Origin of the sequence: Pseudomonas cremoricolorata DSM 17059 = NBRC 16634 (assembly GCF_000425745.1) — a bacterium.
In the GTDB taxonomy this organism is placed as follows: domain Bacteria; phylum Pseudomonadota; class Gammaproteobacteria; order Pseudomonadales; family Pseudomonadaceae; genus Aquipseudomonas; species Aquipseudomonas cremoricolorata.
In genome coordinates this window covers 384,718-401,248 of the sequence record NZ_AUEA01000003.1, presented here as the reverse complement: position 1 = coordinate 401,248, position 16,531 = coordinate 384,718, and the positions used below count along the sequence as shown (strand labels likewise).

General features: G+C 66.4%; 13 protein-coding genes. 5 read left to right on the top strand and 8 right to left on the bottom strand.

Going from position 1 to position 16,531, the window contains the following annotated elements; genetic code table 11:
• Positions 1 to 72: 72 nt before the first annotated feature.
• Together H618_RS0106290 and H618_RS0106285 are read right to left on the bottom strand one after the other, a co-directional pair.
• Complete coding sequence (locus H618_RS0106290) at positions 73 to 1,665, bottom strand: rhodanese-related sulfurtransferase (protein ID WP_028694272.1); 1,593 nt, start codon at positions 1,663 to 1,665, stop codon at positions 73 to 75.
• Entirely contained in the window at positions 1,662 to 2,270 is a 609-nt protein-coding gene (locus tag H618_RS0106285) for a cysteine dioxygenase family protein (protein ID WP_028694271.1), read from the bottom strand. The genes H618_RS0106290 and H618_RS0106285 overlap by 4 nt, the downstream gene beginning before the upstream one ends.
• Before the next feature lie 299 nt (positions 2,271 to 2,569).
• Here H618_RS0106285 and H618_RS0106280 point away from each other — a divergent pair, with 299 nt between their 5' ends.
• The 3 genes from H618_RS0106280 (at position 2,570) to H618_RS0106270 (ending at position 5,306) form a co-directional block, all read left to right on the top strand.
• Positions 2,570 to 3,544 carry an ABC transporter substrate-binding protein gene (locus tag H618_RS0106280; protein ID WP_028694270.1) on the top strand — a complete coding sequence of 325 codons (975 nt, stop codon included), beginning with the start codon at positions 2,570 to 2,572 and terminating at the stop codon, positions 3,542 to 3,544.
• Positions 3,541 to 4,866 (top strand): LLM class flavin-dependent oxidoreductase, encoded by a 1,326-nt coding sequence (locus tag H618_RS0106275; protein ID WP_028694269.1) that lies wholly within the window; start codon positions 3,541 to 3,543, stop codon positions 4,864 to 4,866. The genes H618_RS0106280 and H618_RS0106275 overlap by 4 nt, the downstream gene beginning before the upstream one ends.
• An 83-nt stretch (positions 4,867 to 4,949) precedes the next feature.
• Positions 4,950 to 5,306, top strand: a complete 357-nt coding sequence (locus tag H618_RS0106270; protein ID WP_028694268.1) for a VOC family protein — start codon at positions 4,950 to 4,952, stop codon at positions 5,304 to 5,306.
• Between the two features lie 93 nt (positions 5,307 to 5,399).
• Here the strand turns inward: H618_RS0106270 and H618_RS0106265 are convergent, their stop codons facing one another.
• Together H618_RS0106265 and H618_RS0106260 are read right to left on the bottom strand one after the other, a co-directional pair.
• The gene (locus H618_RS0106265; protein ID WP_028694267.1) at positions 5,400 to 5,870 is read right to left on the bottom strand and encodes a hypothetical protein; all 471 of its coding nucleotides are present in this window, start codon (positions 5,868 to 5,870) and stop codon (positions 5,400 to 5,402) included.
• 57 nt (positions 5,871 to 5,927) lie between these two features.
• Complete coding sequence (locus H618_RS0106260) at positions 5,928 to 6,953, bottom strand: UV damage endonuclease UvsE (protein ID WP_028694266.1); 1,026 nt, start codon at positions 6,951 to 6,953, stop codon at positions 5,928 to 5,930.
• Between the two features lie 146 nt (positions 6,954 to 7,099).
• Between H618_RS0106260 and H618_RS0106255 the strand changes: the two genes are divergently transcribed.
• Positions 7,100 to 7,543, top strand: coding sequence for an NUDIX hydrolase (locus H618_RS0106255; protein ID WP_028694265.1), 444 nt, complete (start codon positions 7,100 to 7,102; stop codon positions 7,541 to 7,543).
• A 15-nt stretch (positions 7,544 to 7,558) separates the two neighbouring features.
• Here the strand turns inward: H618_RS0106255 and H618_RS0106250 are convergent, their stop codons facing one another.
• Positions 7,559 to 8,056 (bottom strand): hypothetical protein, encoded by a 498-nt coding sequence (locus tag H618_RS0106250; protein WP_028694264.1) that lies wholly within the window; start codon positions 8,054 to 8,056, stop codon positions 7,559 to 7,561.
• 132 nt (positions 8,057 to 8,188) lie between these two features.
• Between H618_RS0106250 and H618_RS0106245 the strand changes: the two genes are divergently transcribed.
• Entirely contained in the window at positions 8,189 to 8,713 is a 525-nt protein-coding gene (locus tag H618_RS0106245) for a GNAT family N-acetyltransferase (RefSeq protein WP_028694263.1), read from the top strand.
• Here H618_RS0106245 and H618_RS0106240 read toward each other — a convergent pair.
• From H618_RS0106240 to H618_RS0106230, 3 genes are all read right to left on the bottom strand, one after another.
• Positions 8,700 to 9,623 (bottom strand): pyridoxal-phosphate dependent enzyme, encoded by a 924-nt coding sequence (locus tag H618_RS0106240; RefSeq protein ID WP_028694262.1) that lies wholly within the window; start codon positions 9,621 to 9,623, stop codon positions 8,700 to 8,702. The two genes, H618_RS0106245 and H618_RS0106240, sit on opposite strands and share 14 nt — an antisense overlap.
• 55 nt (positions 9,624 to 9,678) lie before the next feature.
• The gene (locus H618_RS0106235; protein ID WP_028694261.1) at positions 9,679 to 11,388 is read right to left on the bottom strand and encodes an amidase; all 1,710 of its coding nucleotides are present in this window, start codon (positions 11,386 to 11,388) and stop codon (positions 9,679 to 9,681) included.
• Positions 11,389 to 11,552: 164 nt separating this feature from the next.
• The gene (locus H618_RS0106230; protein WP_050577222.1) at positions 11,553 to 16,409 is read right to left on the bottom strand and encodes an NEL-type E3 ubiquitin ligase domain-containing protein; all 4,857 of its coding nucleotides are present in this window, start codon (positions 16,407 to 16,409) and stop codon (positions 11,553 to 11,555) included.
• Between the last annotated feature and the right edge of the window lie 122 nt (positions 16,410 to 16,531).

The window sequence follows — 16,531 nt, the reverse complement described above, 5'->3', positions numbered from 1 at the left end:
TATGACCGACTGGCGCCAGCGGGGTTCGCGTGGCGGCGATCCCCGCTTCAAGCCTGGGCGCAGCGCCTCGGCTCACTCAGCGCCGAGCACGCGGAAGCCGTGGGTGCCATCGCGGCGCAACTGTTCGACCAGGCCGAACTCCCAGTCCAGGTACCCCTGCATCGCTGCGTGGGCGTTGTCGGTGCCCTCGTAGGGGCGCCGGTAGCGGTCGCTGCGCGGCACGGCCAACTGGCGCTCGCCGCTGTCCAGCGGGCGCTGCTCGGCGATCCACGCAGCTGTGCCGCCTTGCAGCACGTGTACCGGGGTGCGCGTCAGGGCTTGCAGGTCGCGGCTGGCGAAGCGCGCCAACAGGCTGCTGCCGCAGGTCAGCACGTAGCGTTCGGCTACAGGCAGGCGCTCCAGCGCTTGCGCCAGTTGCGCGCGAATCACCCAGTGCGCGCCGGGGATATGGCGTTTCACGTAGTTGGCGCTGGTGGTGAAGTCGAGCAGTACGGTGCCGGGGCGCTGCAGCCACTGCGCCAGCTGCGCAGGGTCGAGGTAGTCCACCTGCGGTTGTGCCGGCAGTGGCGGCTGCCAGTCGCCGGTCTGGCTGAAATCAGCGGCGGTGATGCCCTCGAGCACCGCCACTTGCCAGCCCATCTGCGCCAGCCACGAGGCGCTCATGTTGGCGCGCACGCCGTCGTCGTCGATCAGCACGATGCGCGCGCCGCGTACGCTGGCGACGTGGTCGGTCTCCTGCACCAACTGCCCGCCTGGCACGCTGCGGCTGTGCGGCCAGTGCCCGGCGGCGTACTCCTCTGGGGTGCGCACATCGAACACATAGGTGGTGCGGCGCGGGTCGGCCTGCCACTCGGCCAGCACCTCGCGCTGCACGCGCAGCACCCCGGCGCGCTCGGCCACCTGCCGGGCGCGGGCTGCGGCGGCGCTGCGGGTCGCCGCGCTGACCTCGCTGAACCGCTGCGCCTGGCCATGGGCGAGGGTCTGTCCGGCCAGGGTCCAGCCGATGGTGCCGTTGCGCAGCGCCGCCACCGGGTTGGCGATGCCGGCATTGATCAGCGATTGCGTGCCGATGATGCTGCGCGTGCGTCCGGCGCAGTTGACGATCACCTGGGTGCGCGGGTCGGGCGCCAGCTCCGCGACCCGCAGCACCAGTTCGGCGCCGGGCACGCTGATGCCGCCAGGAATGCTCATGGTTTGGTATTCGTCGAAACGCCGGGCGTCGAGCACCACCACATTGGCCTTGTCATCGAGCAACTGCTTGACCTGTTCAGCGGCCAGTGAAGGGGTGTGGCGCGCGCTTTCCACCAGCTCACCAAAGGCCTTGCTGGGCACGTTGACGTCGCGGAACAGCTCGCCACCGGCCTCGCGCCAGCCGGCAAGGCCCTTTTGCAGCAGCGCGACATCGATATAGCCAAGCGCCTGCAAACGCTCGGCAGCGAGCTGAGCCAGGCCTTCGCCATCGTCGTAGACGGTAATCGCGGTGTCACGCCGTGGCACCCGCGCATAGACCTCGATTTCCAGCTTCGACAAAGGAATGTTGGCAGCGAACAGCGGGTGTTCCTGAGCGTACGGATCTTCTTCACGGACATCGATCAAGGCCAGCTCTTCGCCGGCCAGCAGCGCCTGGCGGATGTCGTGGAAGCTGCGGTGGGCAGTGGCAGTCATGGGGCAGAGCTCTCTTTGGACAGGTCCCAGATATTGGGCAGATGGGCGTTGGAATAACCGGAGATGAACGGCTTCTCGCTGCCGTCGGCGGTGAACACGGCGCGTTTGACCGCGCCGATGTTGCCGCCATAGACATGGATGCTGATCGACACGCGATCAGCGAAGGCATTGCTGACCTGATGCACGTCGCCAATGCGCGGCGACACCGCCTCGACCTGACCCGGCTGCAACAGCACGGCGCTGCCCTCGGGGCGCAGCGCACCATGCGCGTCGCGACTGAAGCCTTGCGCGTGTTCGGCGCCGCGCAACATGCCGATCAGGCCCCAGACGCGGTGGTCGTGAATCGGGGTGCGCTGGCCTGGCCCCCAGACGAAACTCACCACCGAGAAGCGCTGGCGTGAATCGCAATGCAGCAGAAACTGCTGGTACCGCTCAGGGTCAGGCTGCGCCAGCTCATCAGGCAGCCAGTCATCATGGGCGACCAGTTCGCCGAGCAAGCGCTGGCCCTGGTCGAGAATGGCCGCTTCATCGGATTGCTGGTCGAGCAGCTCGGCGAAGCCGGTGATGAACCGGCGCAGGCGTTCTGGATGGCTATAGGTACTCATGGGCAGGCTCTTGAAGACATTTCAGGGCCACCCTAGCAAGCGCTTTAATATTCTCAAAATGCAAAATAGTACTAAGCTAATATGCCTATTAAGCATCAATAGGCCGTCGGTGGGAGCATGAGCTTATGCATACAAGGAATTTCACAGCGTTTTTTAGGCGCGTTAACTTATAAGCAACCCGGTAGTTACAGACACCACGCTCGGCTGCGCGTCGCCTCGTTCAGGTCCGCAGCCGGGCTGCGCTCGAGACCGCACGCGCGGATCGGCCCGACTTGCCCAATGGGCATCTGGAGATCCCCGTGCGTTATCTCAAACACCTGGCCGGAAAACTGGCCGTCACTGTGCTCGCCACCACCCTCAGCGTCACCGCTGCCGCGCAAACCCTGGTCGTCGGTGACCAGAGCTTCAACACCCGCGCAGTGATGGAAGCGGCCGGTGTGCTGGATGACCTGCCCTACACCCTGGAATGGAAACAGTTCACCGCGGGCTCGCCGGTGGCCGAGGCGCTGAACGTCGGCAGCCTCGATGTCGGCCTGCTCGGCGACGCGCCGCCGTTGTTCCTCGGCGCCCTGGGCGCGCCGATCAAGGTGATCGCCGTGAGCCGGCAAAACCTCGGTGGCGTGGCGATTCTGGCGCGCAAGGATTCCGACATCCATAGCCTGCAAGACCTTCGCGGCAAGCGCGCAGCGGTGTGGAAGGGCTCGTGGAGTCAGCAGCTGTTGTTCACTGCGCTGGACCAGGCCGGCGTCCCGCGTGACGCGCTGGAGTTGCGCTACCTCAGCGCCCTGGACGCCTCCCACGCCCTCGATGGCGGCTCGGTCGATGTCATCGCCACCTGGGAGCCCTACGTTACTCAGCAGGAGCGCCAAGGGGCACGGGTGCTGGCCACCGCCGAGGGGTTGATTCCGGCGCAGAGTTTCGTGGTCGCCAACGCCAAGGCGGTGGACGCCAAACGGGCGCAGATCAGCGATTTCCTGCAACGGCTGAAACAGGCCCGGGAATGGACGGTCTCCGACCCCAGCCACACCGAGGCCTACGCCGACGCCTGGGCCAAGCGCACCCGCGCCGACCGCGACATCGCCCGCGCTTGGTTCGCCCGCGCCCGTACTGACGTCGGCCCACTGAGCCCGCAGGTCATCACCGATGCCCAGAAAACCGTGGATTTCTTCGCAGGACTCGGCCTGATAAAGGCGTATCCTGCCGCCAGCCTGTTCGATGAGTCGTTCGCCGCCGCTTTGCAACCGAACACCGCCCAGGGGGTGCGCGCACCATGAGCACACGGCAGATCAAACTCGGCGCCCTGACCATGGGCAGCGGTGGCCCCGGGCGGCACAACCTGTGGCTCGACCCGCAGTTGCCGGCCAATGCCAGCGTCGACATCGATTGGTACATCGATATCGCCCGCCAGGCCGAAGCGGCGCTGTTCGACCTGATCTTCATCGTCGACAGCCAGTTCATCACCCAAGGCTCGCCGTCGCATTACCTGAGCCGCCTGGAACCGCTGACGCTGCTTTCGGCGCTGGCGGTCAGTACCCAGCGGCTGGGCCTGGTCGGCACCCTGACCACCTCGTACAACGCGCCGTACAACGTCGCCCGCCGCCTGGCTTCGCTGGACCTGATCAGCAAGGGCCGCGCGGGCTGGAACGTGGTCACCAGCGGCGATGCCGGCACCGCCGGCAATTACGGGCGCGATGAACACTACGACTACGACACCCGCTACGCGCGGGCCAAGGAACACGTCGAGGTGGTGCAAGGGCTGTGGCAGTCGTACGAAGAACAGGCGCTGCCGCGCAACCGCCAGACCGGACAGTTTCTCGACCCTGCCAGGCTGCATGCCTTGCATCATCGCGGCGAGCATTTCCAGGTGGTCGGCCCGCTCAACATCGAGCGCTCGCCACAGGGCCAGCCGGTGATCTTCCAGGCCGGCGACTCCGAACAAGGCCGCGAACTGGGCGCCGCGACCGCCGATGTGATCTTCACCCATGCCGCCAGCATTGAGCAGGGCCAGGCCTTCTACCGCGACGTCAAGACACGCGCCGCGCGCCTGGGGCGCGACCCCGAGCAACTGCTGGTGCTGCCGGGTGCGGAAATCTACGTCGGCGACACCGACGAGCACGCCCGCGAGATCGAACGGCATTACCACCAGGCCGACCACAGCTTCGAGCTGGCGCTCAAGGAGTTCGGACGCAATTTCGGCTGGCACGACTTCAGTCAGTACGACCTCGACGCGCCATTCCCCCAGCAAAGCCTGGAATACGCCCGCAGCAGCTTTTTCACCAATGCCCGGCGCATCGCCGAGCAGGCGCGGGTACGCAATTTCAGCCTGCGCCAGGCGGTGGAGTTCGGCCGTCAGTTGCGCCCCGGCGCTTTCGTCGGGTCGGCCGAGACGGTCGCCACCAAGATGACCGACTGGTTCGAGGCGCGGGCGCTGGATGGCTTCAACATCTACATCGGCCACCCCGAGCAGTTCCGCCGCTTCACCCAGGAAGTGATCCCGCTGTTGCAGGCGCGCGGGGTGTACCGCCGCGAGTACCAGGGCAGCACCCTGCGCGAGCACCTCGGGCTGGCGATACCGCGTAACCGCCATGGAGGGTAGCGTGCAGGCTGGGCGGATTGACTGGCGGTGAGTGGCAGAGGTGTGCTGCAATCAGCGCCTCTCAACCCACCAAGGACATAACAATGGGTGTGCAAGGGCAGGATCGGCAGATCGACAACGTCGAATTCAACGTCAGCGACATCGCCCGCAGCAAGGCGTTCTATGGCGCCGCGTTCGGCTGGAGCTTCACCGACTACGGTCCGACCTACAGCGAATTCAGCGACGGTCGCCTGCACGGCGGATTGACCACGGGTGAGGAGGTAAGGCCCGGTGGGCCATTGGTGATCTTGTACGCCGATGACCTGGAAGCGACCCAGCAACGTGTCGAAGCCGCGGGGGGAGAGATCTGCCGCGCCACGTTCAGCTTTCCGGGTGGGCGACGTTTTCACTTTCGCGACCCCGATGGCTACGAGCTGGCGGTCTGGACCTCAGCTGTCTAGGGCGCCTGGCCTTGGATTCGCGGCTGAGCGCAGCAACGGTCGGTGCTGCGCTCGCTGATCGATTCAGTCGCCGCAGCACCGCTCGGTACCGCTTTATTTCTTCTCGATCTTGTCCAGCTCTTCGTTGATCGCCTGCACGCGTTCGGTAGCCTGTTTGCGCAGGTTTTCGTCGCGGGCGGTTTCCATCATGTAGCCGTTGAGCTTCTCGCCCAAGGCCTTGGTATCAGGGGTTTGACCGAGCTGCTGGGCCTTGGCCGGGTCTTTCATGTAGCCCGCGATCTGCTCGAATTCGGCGTCGTTGAAGTGTTCCTTGCCGTACAGCTTGTGCATGTCGGTGCGGTATTCCTCGAAGGTGAAGTGTTCACGCACCACCGACTGGATCTTGTCTTCGGACACCTTCGGGTGCGCAGCGGCGAACGGCGGCACGATGCTGTCGATGGTGGTCTGGTAGTGTTTTTGCAGCGGGAACTGGGTGTCGATCTGCTTATCGCGGTCATTGCCGCCGCAGGCGGCCAAAGCGCCGGCGAGCAGCAGGGGAAGTAGGAAGCGGGAAGTACGCAGCATGGGAAAAGCCTTATCAGGACGTAGGAAAAAGGGAAAACCATAGCAGCCGGACACGGTTCAGGACACCGGCTCGCGCAGGTAACGTTGGTAGAAGTCCAGGGTCGCCAGGTTCTTGTGCTTGGCCTCGAACATCACATCGAAGGCATCGAAGAACTGCAGGGCATAGCGGTTGGTCCAGTCGTTCCACATGGTCTGGCTATGACCGTACAGATCACGTTTGTTCAGCACCTCGAGCAAGCGCTCGATTTCCAGCTTGTGCTCAGCGTCGAAACCCAGCGCCTGCAAGCTTTCCGGGGGTTGCGAGTAATGCAGCACCGGGCGCACGCCGCGCCAGCTGTCGATGACATTTTGTACGCGCGGGTCGTGGCGGGCGATGTGGTGATTCTCGTGAATCCAGATGTGGTGGATGTCCAGCACTACCGGCGCGAGGTCGGCAATCGCCAGGCAGTCGTCCAGGCCGTAGGTCTTTTCATCGTTCTCGAAGGTGATGACATTGCGCGCCACCTGCGACAGCCGCGGCCACACCGCGCGCACCCCGGCAGCGCCGAGGCGTCCGGCGATGTGCACGTTGCACTTGAAATCCTGAAAGCGCTGACCGTAGCCCATCAGGCGGATCATGTCGGCGTGGTACTCGAATTCGGCCAGACTCGCTTCGACCACCTCAGGGCGATCGGAACCAAGCACGCAGAACTGCCCGGGATGAAACGACAGGCGAATGTCCGCCTCGCGGGCGCGCTGGCCGATGGCGGCGAAGCCGCGTTCGAGCAACTGGCGCATCTCGCCGTGCTGATAGAACGGCGCGCCCTGCGGGTGGCTGTACAGTGGCAGCAGGTCGCTGCTCAGGCGCAGCATGTGCAGCGCTGCCGGCAGGCTGGCGACATAGTCGAGCAACTGCAGCTGTGCATCGAGGTTGTGCTGCACCAGGCTCAGGAGTTTTTCCTGAGCGGCTTCGACGCTGGCCGAAGACACCCAGCGCAAGGTGGTGGTACGCGGGTTGTAGGCGCGCTCGATGACCTCCAGCTCTTTGGCCGAGTGGTCGCGGTGCGGGTGGCGGTACATGCAGGCAAAGCCCAGGCGGGGCATGGAAGTCTCCGTTGACGACGAGCAGGCAGGCAGTTGACCACCGCGGTTGGCAGAACGATCCCTCGCTCTTTGCACGCAGGCCTGAACTGCCCGGGCGGCGCTTGAGTCGTATAATTCACGGCCATCGCCCACTGAAGGACACCGCCATGCGTCAACGCCCCTCGGCCCGTTTGCTGGTCATCGACCCGCAACAGCGGGTGCTGCTGTTTCACTTCGTTCACCACCAAGGCGCCCTGGCCGGCAGCTCGTGCTGGGCCACGCCTGGGGGCGGTGTCGAGGTAGGGGAAACCTTCGCCGAGGCCGCGCGCCGCGAGTTGTGGGAAGAAACCGGTATCCAGGTGCAGGATGTCGGCAACCCCATCGACCAGCGGCGCTTCGTCATGACCTTGCCGTGTGGCGAGCAGGTCACCGCCTTCGAGCAGTACTTCGTGGTGCGGGTGGCCGATGCGCTGGTGTCCAAGGTCAACTGGAGTGACCTGGAAGTGGAGGTGATGGCTGCCCATCGCTGGTGGTCGGTCGATGAACTGCGCCAGACCGAGGACATCGTCTGGCCGGCCGATCTGGTCGAGTTGCTGTCGCGGGTGCGCTGACTCAGCTCTGGCGATTCACGGTGCCGGGGCCTGTCGCTGACGTTCGCGCAGCTCTTGCTCCACCTCCTGCATGCGCTGCGCCGCCCGCTGCTTGGCCGCAGGATCATTGGCACTGGCGCGCATCAGGCGGGTGAGTTTCTCGCTCAGCTGCCGGCCTTCGAGGCTCTGGTTCAGCGCCCGGGCCTTGGCCGGATCTGCGGTGGCGGCGATCACCAGCTCGAACTCGGCGTCGCTGAAGTTCTCTTCGCTGTACAGGCGGAACAGGTCCTGGCGTTGATCCTCGACGGTCAGGTGCTCGCGCAGCACCCGGTCGATTTCAGCCTGCGGCACCCCGGCAAAGCGCGGTGCCAGCAATTGCGCCATGCGCGCGATGTTGTGCGCGTAGGCATCTTCCAGCGGCAGTTGGGCGAGAATCTTTTCCTGGCGGGTGGTGTGCGCTTCGCCAGCGTGCTGATCGCAGCCGCCCAGGGTGACCAGCAACACGACCAGGAACATCGAAAAATAACGCGGCATGCACGACAACCTTGCTTGGAAACCAGCCGCCAGTGTACTCAAGCGACAGGCACTTGGCGCGGCGGCGTGCTTGCCCTGCTGCGCCAGGCTGGGTTAGAACCGCTGATTACCTGCTGCTGACCTGGACTGCCGATGACGCCCTGGACCCTGCATCAAGCCTGCGCCGAACACATCGAGGAAATCGTCGAGTTCGTCAACTGCGCGCGCAAGGACATGTTTCCCAAGCTCGCCCATTCACCGATGCCGACTGATCTGCTCGATTTCGCCGGGGTGTACCTGCACGGCCAGGGGCATTTTCTCACCGCGCGGGCAGAGGGCGCGTTGGTTGCGGTGATTGGCTACGTACCGTACGACCACCGCTTCGCCCAGCTCGACTACCGTGGGCTGAAGGTGGTGGAAGTGGTCCGGTTGTTCGTGCAGCCGCAGTATCGCCGCGGCGGGCTGGCGGCGGCGCTGTTCGCGGCGTTGCGCGAACAGGCGCAGCGAATGGGGGTGCAGTGTCTGTACCTGCACACCCATCCGTTTCTGCCGGGGGCCATCGCGTTCTGGCAGCGTCAGGGTTTTGCCATCGTCGACATCGAGCCTGATCCGCTGTGGCAGACCACGCACATGCTGTTACCGCTGACCCCTGAAGCGATGCCGTTCACGCCGGAGTGAGCGCTTCGCGCCAGGCGACGATCTGCTCCAGGGTCGCGGTGGCGCCACCGCAGACCACCACCAGCACGTTCTGCGCCTGGCCCAGACGCTCGCCTTCGTAGGCCAGGGCCAGGGCAGCGCCGCAGGCCGGTTCGACCAGCACGCGGTGATCGTGCAGGAAGCGCTCGCAGGCGCGCACGGCTTGCAGGTCGGTGACCAGGTGGCTGCTCACCGGATGCTGGCGGGCGCACTCCAGCGCTTGTTCAGCCACGCGCTTTGCGCCCAGCGAAGTGGCGATCGACTCGATCTGATTCAGCTCGACCAACGTATCGATTTGCAACGAGGCATTGAACGACGCAGCCCCTTCGGTTTCCACCGCCAGCACCGGCACATGCTCCCAGCCATTGCGCTGCAAGCCTTGCACCACACCGCTGAGCAAGCCGCCGCCGCCCACTGCCAGCACCACTGCATCCGGCACCACGCCGGCTTTGGCGACTTCGTCGATGAGGCTGGCATGGCCGGCCCACAGCAACGGATCGTCGAAAGGGTGAATGAACGCGGCGCTCTCATCCACCAGGGTCTGCGCCAGGGTATTGGCTTCATGCCAACTGCTGCCGTGCACGACCACTTCGGCATCTTCCAGCGCCAGCAGGGTCTTGGCATGGGCGCTGGTGGTCTCCGGCACCACCACCGTCACCGGCACCCCGAGTTGGCGCCCGGCGTAGGCCACTGCCAGCCCGGCGTTGCCACCGGACGACGACACGAAGCGCTTCGCGCCCTGGGCGAAATGGCGTTCACAGGCGTGGCCGACACCCCGCAACTTGAACGAGCCACTGGGTTGCAGCGCATCGAGCTTGAGCCAGATGCGCCGGCCGGTAGCCTGCGAGAGAGGACGGGATTCGATCAGCGGGGTATTGATGTGCAGCGTCATCGACAAACTCCATGTACAAGGCAGCCTTGGACCATAGCGCCGCCCGGCACAACATTCAACGCGCGCTCAACGGCGGGGTGCGTGGCGGAATCTGTCGACGCTGGCCAGTGGCCTCGAAGGCGCAGGCATAGCGCAGCAGAGCCGAGTCGTCGTAGGCCCTGCCGGCGAAGGTCAGGCCCACCGGCATGCCGATGTCGGCCATGATCCCCATCGGCACGGTGACCGTCGGCACGCCAAGGTGGCGGATCGCCAGGTTGCCGTTGGCCACCCACACGCCGTTGCTCCAGGCGATGTCGGCCGAGGTCGGATTGACGTCGGCATCGGCCGGGCCGACATCGGCTACGGTGGGGAACAGCACGGCGTCCAGGCCCAGGCCCTGCATCCAGTCTTCGAGGTCTTGCTTGCGGGTCTGCTCCAGGCCGCGCAGGCCGGCTTGCAGCGACTCGATCTGGTCCCAGCGCTTGAGCCCGCGTTTGGCCATGTTGACGTACTCGTCCATGCCCGCAGCGAGGTCGTCTTCGCGGTTGGGCAGGGTGCCTGGGTCATGCGGGAAAATCAGCGCACCGTCGACGTCGGCCAGGCGATTGAGCGCCGGGTCGCCGTTGGCTTGCAGGAAATCATCGAAGGCCCAGCCGGACAGTTCCCACAGCTCGTCATGCAGGAACGCCGCACTGACGATGCCACGGTTGTACACGGTGGGTGCGCCGGGGCGGTCGCCCTCGCAGTTGGACACCAGCGGGAAATCCACCTCGATGACCTCGGCGCCTGCGGCCTCGAGGGCCTGACGCGCTGCCTGCCACAGCGCCATCACGCTGGGGCGGGTGTGGATGCGCTGGCCGGTCGGGCCACCGATACCGGGTTTCTCGGCAGTGCCGGCCAGGTCATCGGCGTTGATGTACATGCGCGGCACACCAAAACGCTTGCCCGCCAGGGCCTCGGCGCCTGCGGCCAGGGCTGGGTAGGAGGGCGGGCGGACGCTGCTGGCCGGCGGAATCTCGACCCAGGGTTGCAGGCGCCACAGGTCGCCGCGCGGGTTGGCGTCATCGGCCACCACCACATCGAGCACTTCCAGCAGGTCGGCCATGCTGCGTGCGTAGGGCACCACGACATCCATGGTCGGGGTCAGCGGCCAGTTGCCGCGCACCGAGATCACCCCGCGCGATGGGGTGTAGGCGCACAGGCCGTTGTTCGAGGCAGGTCCACGCCCGCTCGACCAGGTTTCCTCGGCCAGGCCGAAGGCGCAGAAACTGGCCGCCGTGGCGGTGCCGGCACCGTTGGAGGATCCGGAGGCGAACGGCGCGGTGAGGTAGGCGGCGTTGTACGGGCTTTCGGCGCGGCCATACACGCCGCGCTGCATCCCGCCGTTAGCCATGGGCGGCATGTTGGTCTTGCCCAGGCAGATGGCGCCGGCAGCGCGCAGGCGCTCGATGGTGAAGGCGTCACGTTGCGCCATCAGGTGCTCGAATGCCGGGCTGCCGGAGGCGGCTGTCAGGCCTTTGACCAGGTAGCTGTCCTTGGCCGTGTAGGGGATGCCGTCGAGCGCCCCGAGCGACTCGCCGCGGGCGCGGCGGGCATCGGAGGCGGCGGCTTCATTGAGTGCTTTGGGGTTGCGGACCACCACGGCGTTGAGCGCTGTCGCGCTGTCTTTGCCATCGAAGGCAGCGATGCGCGCCAGATAGGCCTCGACCAACTCGACCGCGGTCGTTTGGCCAGTGGCCAGCGCTTCGCGCAGGGCGGCGATGGAAACCTCGGTTACCTCGATCATGCGTTCACCAGACTGTACAGAGGGGCTAATGCCGCGAGTGTACAAGAAGCCCTAGGGTGACGCAGTCGTGCGCGCCAGCAATGCCTGATTGCAGGCCGGCACGTCAGGTGGCGCTCGAGCCACGCTCCAGGGCGCAGCCCTGGAGGTGGATGACTGACGTTTCCTCACTCAAGCGCGTGGGTCAGGCTCACGATCAGGCCGCGCTCGACCTCTGCCAACTGCTCGACGATACGCCCGCTGGCCACGCGGTACTGCTCGGAGTTCACCTCGACGCGGCGCAACTGACCGGTGTCGTCGAGCAACGACTCGCCCAGCGCCGCCTCCAGTGTGGTGCGAACCGACAGCGGCAACTGGCGCACCGCTTCGGCCTCGGCATCCAGGCAGTAGTCCAGATAATCCAGGCCGCCGCGCCAGAAGTCGGCCAGGGCCTCGAACTGACTGGCGTAGTGCCTGCGCAGGGTGCGCTGCCAGTGCGGTTGTTCGATCATCCAGCCACGCGCTGCGGCCGGGTCCTGGTCGAGCCTGAGCACTTCTTGCCTGACATTGCCGCGGATCCGATCGTTGAGGTAGGCGACCTGCTCGTACAGCATGTCGACGCTCGGTTCCGGATAGTCCAGCGCCTGGGCCAGCGACTGACGCAGAGCCAGGCGGATTTCGATGTCATCGACCAGGCCGTCGATCAACAGCACATCGGGGACTACCTGAGGATCATCCAGTGGGTCGAGCGCGGCCAGGTCGCTCTCATGGCCAGTGCGTTCCGCTTCCTGCAAGGAGGCCTTGCGCAGGCTGCGGCGCCAGGCGATGCGTTCGGCCAGCAGATTGACCTGTTCACGGCGGTACAGTCGCCGGTAGAGACGCAATTGCTGGCTCAACGGCTCGCCGCCCAAGGCGATGTCGTGGGTCAGCAGACGTACCTCCAGGGCGCTGAAGGCGTCGGCCCCGGCATCGCCGCAGGTGACGGGAAAGGCCTGAGCTTCAGCGTTGAGTTCCTCCAGCAGGCCGGCGTCACCGTGGGCGCGCTCCAGCAGCGTCCACACCTGCTGGCGTAGCTTGGCCGGGTGCTGACGGGCTTCGGCCGAGCGGCTGAGCAGCTCCAGCACCTGGGCCAGCGGGCGATTGGCGTTGTCATCGAACAGCTCAGCCCAGATGCCCTCCCGGGCCGCGCTGGCCGTACCGCGCCAGACCATCTGCCAGTCCGGCAGGTCGGCCGGATGCTCGAATACCGACACGCCGGCACGGAACAGCCGCGCCCGCAGCGCGCCTTCCAGGCCGTTGTAGTTCAGCCGCCAGTGTCGACCCGGCACGCGAGCCTGGACATCACGTGCAAACGGCGTGTCGAGCAGTTGCTCGAGCTCGGGCAGCTCATGGATGCGGTTGAGTGAGAGGTCGACTTCGCGCAGTTGATACTGCGCCTGGCTCATGAGCACCTGCAGACCCTGCGGTACGCGCTGCAAGCCGCAATTGGCCATCGACAGATGGCGCAACCGGGCCATGGCGCGCACGTCAGGCACGACCCCCAACGGATTGAAGTCAAGGCGCAGGTACTGCGGATGAATCACCCGCTGGAAACGCTCGGCGCGCGCCGCGTCCAGACGCAGGCCGTTGCTGCTCAGATCGAGGCTGTCCAGGGGCAGTTCGGCGAGCGCATCGATAGTCGCTGCGTCGAGCACCAGGCGGTTGCGGCTCAGATTCAGCACACGCAAACGGCGCAGGCTGCGCAGGCTCTGCAAGGCCGGCTCTGGCAGCAGGCTCAGGCCATTGCTGGACAGATCGAGCTGGACCAGCTGCGGCGTCGCGCGCAACGTGGTGAACAACGGGCCGGCCGGCAGGCCGTAGTTTTCGACGATGCGCAGTCGCTCGAGGTTGGGGAAGCATTCCAGGAAGCTGGCATCGAGCTGCTGCACACCCAGCCCCTCCAGGGCCAGCATGCGCACGTGATAGAACCGTGCGCTCAGGCTTGGCAGACGTGGCAACAACAGGTTGCTCAGGCGCAGCGCGTTGGGGTTATCGACCACTTGCCGCCAGTTGTCGTTGAGCTGCTCGGCGCAGCGCAGGCGCTCTTGCTGAATGCCGTCGCTGGGCGCGCTCGACACCCACTCGAACAGGTCGTGGACCATCTGCGCGTGTTCGGCCTCCAGCGCGCGCAGCGCTTGGGCAAGGTCGCCGCGCTCGGCCAGTCGTGCTTGCAGCTGGCCGATTTCGGCGTCGTCCATCGCCGGATACAGCGCTTGCAGGCGGCGCATCGCCGCCACCCGCAGGCGCCGGGGTACGCCGCGTCCGCTCAGCGGGTAGCCGAGCCGGCCATGACTGAGCCCGAGCGGCGAACGATAGCCGGGCCTGAGTGGTTGCTGCCCGATCAGCTCGGCACACCGTTCGCGCTGGCTCAACGCGAAGCGCCACAAGGCTTGGCTGCCCAGGTGCGGATGGCGGGCTTGCAGGCCCTCGATGATCAGGCTGCTGTCGGCGTTCGCCAGGGTTGGCCGGTACAGCCCCAGCAGGGCGCGGTCCAGGCGCACTTGGGCTTGCAGGGCACGTGCCTCTTCGAGCAGGCGCAAGGGAATCGGCCCAGCTGCCGCCAGACGCTCGGCTTCAGCCAGGCTGGCGCCCCGCGCGATGGCCGCCACGCCCACGTTGGGCAACCCCGGGAACTGTCCGGCGATGCGCTCGCCGGCAGCACTCAGGCTTGGCGCGCCGGCGCTATACAGGCGCTGCTGCAAGGCAGCGTGCTGGCTGCGCAGGCTGCTCGCCAGGCGTCGCTGCAAGGCTTGTGGGCGCTGGTCAGCAGCGACCGGCTCGAGCTCTAGCACCTTAGGATCGTGCAGTTGCCCCAGTACCACCTCGGCCAACCGGCCTGCTTCGAGTTCGCTGCGGCTGATCTGGATCAGCCGGTCGCCAGGCTGGCTCGGCAGGCGCCCGTACAGCACTGAAGGGCCGGCGCGCTCGCTGCCGTGAAACACTTCCAGCAGGTGATCTTCAGGCCAGCCCGACAGTTGCACCAGCGAGGGCGCCGCGAAGTTCTCAGCCGCCGGCAGAGGCTGACCCTGCTCGATGCGCTGGATGATGTGCAGCACACGCTGGTCGGCCTCCAGGCGCGCCAGGCCGTCGCTGAGCCGCGCGGGCATTGCCTGGTTGTTCAGGTGCAGTTCCTGCAACAGCTCACCGGGCAGTCCGGTGCACTCCCAGGCGGCGTTCAGGTCCGCCTGGCCCAGCAAAGGGCGGTCTGGGGCGAAGCGCCGCAGCAGGGTGGGCAGGTCCCAGTCCAGGGGTGCTTCGAGCCTCAGGCGCCAGGCGCCGGCGCCGTTGTGCTCGAGGGCCGGGGCGTAGGCCTCGGCGTGGTTGGGGTGGCGCACGTGCCAGGTGCCGTCCGCGGCCTGGAACTGCTCATACAGTTGCCCATCGATGCGGATGAACTGGCGCTGCTCGACGCTGAACTGGCCCAGCGCGTTGGCCTGGGCGCCGTCGGGCAGGGCCAGGTCGCTGGCATAGCCGGCAAGGCTCGGCTGCCACAGCCGTTCGCCGTCTGCGGTGCGGATGCTGCGCAACGCGTCGACGAAACCTGAACCCTGCAGCACCGCGCCACCGCCGACGACCCCGGCAGTCACCACCACGTTAAGCAGAATCGATTCGAGCTGGGCCATCGCCGTTGCCGTGTCACCGGCCTCCCAGGCCGAGATGCCTGCGAACACGCTGCCGCTGATTTGCGCCGCGCCGAGTGCCAGCATCAGCGGGTTGAGGGCGGGCACGCACAGGGCCGCGATGTTGAGCACGTTCAGGCCAACTTCCAGCCAGTACTCGAGGTTTTTCAAGCGCACCTGCTGATCGACGTCGGCAGTGGGGACGGCGATATGCCGGGCATCGGCTTTCAGGCGGATGACGTGTTCACGCTCGAGCTTGTCCCACAGCGCAAACGGCAGTGAGTGTTCACGGGTTTCCAGGCGCGCGCTGTAGCGGCTGCGCAGCGGCTGACCGGCCTGCTCGGCGTTGTCGTACAGCGCCTGTTTCAGCCTGGCCAGCAGCCCAGCCTGTAGCGCCTGGGGCGCCAGCGCCACCAGACGCTGGCGCACGCCCGTGTCGAGCAGCGCCGTGCGCATGTGCGTGTAGGCCTGTGACAGGGACGCGAATTCACGCAGCGGCTCGGCTTCATGGGGCAGATACAGCACCACCGAGCCGTCATTGCCAGAGTCGCCACGCGAGATCAGCAGCAGCTCGTGGATCGGTGCACCGAACAGCGACAGCTGCCGGCAGCGCAGCGCGTGCGCGGTCGGCACGTCGTGGCACAGGCCATGCAGGGCGAACGCCCAATCGCTGCTGATCAACGCCTTCAGGGCGGCGATACGGACCTGCACGCGCAGCTCATCCTGGCGCGCCTGCACCGCCGCGTCATGGATGGCCTGGGCGTTGGCGCCGTCGTACACGGCGCTCAGGTGGTCCTGATAGCACTGGCCCAGGTCAACGGCGCGGCATTGTTCGATGAACTTCGGCAGGCTGAGCTCGGCGAGGCTGCGCGGGTCATCGCGGCTGACCTGCAGGGCGCTCAGCCGGGTAGTGTCGGCAAGGCCTTCGAAGTTGTGCAGGGCCGCCTCGAGCAGGCTGCGCAGTTGCGGCGCACCTCTAGCCACCACCGGCAGCGGATCGCCCGGCACACCAGGGCCAGCAGGCGGGGTGGTCGGGCGTTGCACTTCGGTGGCCTGAAAGCGGTACTGCGCTTGCAGCACCGAAGCCTGGATGCCCAGATGCCGTTGCAGCAGCGGTGCGCAATAGGCGGTGATGCCCTGTAGCGGGGCGAGCAGTCGGCCAAGGTTGCCCAGGCTGATGGCGCGCACTTCCAGGGCGCGACGCAGCCCTTGCTGATCGAGCTCGGGCGCATCGCGGTACCAGGGGTAGGCGACGCCGCTGGCATCGAGGTAGGGCGCGCGCTGGGCGCTGGTCAACGGCGCCACGGCACTGGTCGGCAGGTGCATGCTCCACTGCGGCAGGGTGCGCAGGATCTGGGCGTGATGCAACGGGGTTGATGCAGGCATGGCGCGAATCTCCGGGGGAAGGGGGAGTCGCGATGAAACGTCACCCCCAGGCGTGCCGCGCGGTATTCAGGCAATACCTGCGCTTGACCTTCACCTGGAGTTGCACGAGCGCCCCGGCAGCG

Excerpts from the sequence above, each read along its gene's own strand:
- H618_RS0106255 (WP_028694265.1), top strand. The coding sequence starts at position 7,100 with ATGCGTCAACGCCCCTCGGCCCGTTTGCTGGTCATCGACCCGCAACAG.
- H618_RS0106285 (WP_028694271.1), bottom strand. The coding sequence starts at position 2,270 with ATGAGTACCTATAGCCATCCAGAACGCCTGCGCCGGTTCATCACCGGC.
- H618_RS0106245 (WP_028694263.1), top strand. The coding sequence starts at position 8,189 with ATGACGCCCTGGACCCTGCATCAAGCCTGCGCCGAACACATCGAGGAA.
- H618_RS0106250 (WP_028694264.1), bottom strand. The coding sequence starts at position 8,056 with ATGCCGCGTTATTTTTCGATGTTCCTGGTCGTGTTGCTGGTCACCCTG.
- H618_RS0106235 (WP_028694261.1), bottom strand. The coding sequence starts at position 11,388 with ATGATCGAGGTAACCGAGGTTTCCATCGCCGCCCTGCGCGAAGCGCTG.
- H618_RS0106275 (WP_028694269.1), top strand. The coding sequence starts at position 3,541 with ATGAGCACACGGCAGATCAAACTCGGCGCCCTGACCATGGGCAGCGGT.
- H618_RS0106240 (WP_028694262.1), bottom strand. The coding sequence starts at position 9,623 with ATGACGCTGCACATCAATACCCCGCTGATCGAATCCCGTCCTCTCTCG.
- H618_RS0106230 (WP_050577222.1), bottom strand. The coding sequence starts at position 16,409 with ATGCCTGCATCAACCCCGTTGCATCACGCCCAGATCCTGCGCACCCTG.
- H618_RS0106290 (WP_028694272.1), bottom strand. The coding sequence starts at position 1,665 with ATGACTGCCACTGCCCACCGCAGCTTCCACGACATCCGCCAGGCGCTG.
- H618_RS0106270 (WP_028694268.1), top strand. The coding sequence starts at position 4,950 with ATGGGTGTGCAAGGGCAGGATCGGCAGATCGACAACGTCGAATTCAAC.
- H618_RS0106260 (WP_028694266.1), bottom strand. The coding sequence starts at position 6,953 with ATGCCCCGCCTGGGCTTTGCCTGCATGTACCGCCACCCGCACCGCGAC.
- H618_RS0106265 (WP_028694267.1), bottom strand. The coding sequence starts at position 5,870 with ATGCTGCGTACTTCCCGCTTCCTACTTCCCCTGCTGCTCGCCGGCGCT.